The sequence below is a fragment of the Protofrankia sp. CiP3 genome (assembly GCF_917627345.1).
GTDB lineage: Bacteria > Actinomycetota > Actinomycetes > Frankiales > Frankiaceae > Protofrankia.
This window is the reverse complement of sequence record NZ_CAKJTM010000140.1, coordinates 1-2,002: the sequence shown is the minus strand read 5'-3', so window position 1 is coordinate 2,002 and position 2,002 is coordinate 1. Positions and strand designations below refer to the sequence as shown.

1 protein-coding gene is annotated in these 2,002 nt (G+C 68.1%); it reads left to right on the top strand.

Features of this window, described 5'->3' with window-relative positions; translation table 11 throughout:
- Positions 1-337: 337 nt before the first annotated feature.
- On the top strand, positions 338-1,900 hold the full coding sequence (locus tag MJ797_RS24265; RefSeq protein WP_239341620.1) for an LCP family protein: 1,563 nt from the start codon (positions 338-340) through the stop codon (positions 1,898-1,900).
- The last annotated feature ends 102 nt before the right edge of the window (positions 1,901-2,002 follow it).

Sequence of the window (2,002 nt, the reverse complement as noted above, 5' to 3'; positions counted from 1 at the left end):
GCGCCCCAGCCCCGCGACGCCGCGTCCCTGTTGCCGGTCGCTCTAAGAGCGCCCGGCAACAGGGCGTTCGATCAGGGAGTGGCGTCCGGGTGGATGGATCGCAAAGCGAAGGAGGGGTGCGCCCTGGTTTTGGGCGTCGACCAACGAGCCGGGGCACCCGCGCATCGCGCGGCGATGGATGGGAAGCGATGACGCGAGGTGCGCGCCCCAGCCCCGCGACGCCGCGTCCCCTATTGCCGGTCGCGTTATCAGGCGTCGCGCTATCAAGAACGGTGCAGGTTCACTCGTCGACCCGGCACCGCGCGATCGCTCCGGCCAAGGAGGTTCGAGAAAGCCGGTGAGTGGCAGATCCATACGCCGGCTGGCGTTGCCGCCAGAGCTGAGCCCACGGCGTCCGCTGAACGTGCGGCACCGCCGAGGCCGCTCACCGCTGCGGACACTGTCCGTCGGCGCGGCGGCCATGCTGTCCCTGGTGGTTCTCGCGGTCAGCTCTGTCGGATGGGCGGCATACCGCTACTTCAACGATTCGGTCACCGGGGTGACCTGGTCACCCAGTGGCGACCGGCCAGCCGAGCGACCGGGCGAAATGAATATCCTGCTTCTCGGCGACGACAGCCGAGCAGGCACCCACGGTGAGTACGGCCAGGTCGACGGAGTCCGCTCGGATACCACGATCATCGCCCATTTCGGCACGGACGGTTCGGTCACCCTGGTGTCATTTCCCCGAGACACCCTCGTAACCGTTGCCGCCGGCATCACCCAGACCCCCCGCGACGGCAAGGACAAACTCACCAATGTCCTGTCCTACGGCGGCATCGAGGGGCTCACCCGCACCCTGGAAAAACTGACCAGTCTCAAAATTGATCATTTTATCTCGATCGATCTGGCCGGATTCAAGACCATGACCGACGCGGTTGGCGGGGTGGACGTGTGCGTCGCTCAACTGCCCGGTGGTGGCACGACCAACCTCCACGACAACTTTTCCCAGTGGCGCGGAAAGTTCGGGATCAACCATCTCAATGGCGATCAGGCCCTGGCTTTCGTCCGTACCCGCCATGCCCTGCCGGACGAGACCTACCGCGTCGCCCGCCAGCAGCAGTTCCTGTCCAAGCTCCTCGACAAGGCGACCAGCGCGGGTGTGCTGACCAACCCCGTCAGGATCACACAACTGATCGGCGCCGTCGGCGGGTCGCTCAAGGTCGACAACGGCCTCACCGAGAACGGCGCCATGATCAAAATTGCCCAGCGGCTGAGCGACCTCGGCGCCGGAAAGGTCACATTCATCACCATCCCCACGCACGTGCCGCTGAGATCCGAGGGCGCCAGCGACGACCAGGGCACGATTCCCCCCCACGGCAACGTGCTGTTCTATGAACCGGCCGGGCTCGCGCGGGTCCTCGCGCCGCTGCGGCCCGCAACCGGCGACGACACCCTCACCGCCACCGGCGCTCCGGCCCTGCCGCCAAGCCAGGTGACCATCGCCGAAGTCCGCAACAGGACCGGGCGGTCGGGCCTGGCCGCGCAGACAACCACGATGCTCGGCGCGATGGGGTTCGCCGGATCGCTCAAACCCACCACCGGCGCGGCGGGGCAGGTCGGCACGGAGATCCGCTACCCGGCCGGGCAGGAGGACGCGGCACGCACACTGTCAGGCCTGATCGTCGGGTCACAGACCATCGCGGACCCAAAGATCAGCAACGGCCTTGTCGTGATACTCGGCACCTCGTTCACGGGCGTGACCGGCCCGCCGACGACACCGGCGGGATCCCCGGCGATCCCCCCGCGGACGCCCTCCGCCGCTGGCGGCGCAGCTGCCCCCGGCTCGGTTGCCCCGGGCGCCGCGGCCACGCCGGCTCCGGCGCCCGTGATCGCCCCGGCGGACACGTCCTGCACTCCGTGAGCGCGGTACACGCCGCGGATCCTGGCTCAACTAAGGGCTCGCGTAAAAATTCCTCCCGGCTGTTCGGGCGTGTCGCGTCCTGGTCCGGCAAGGCCTTGATCG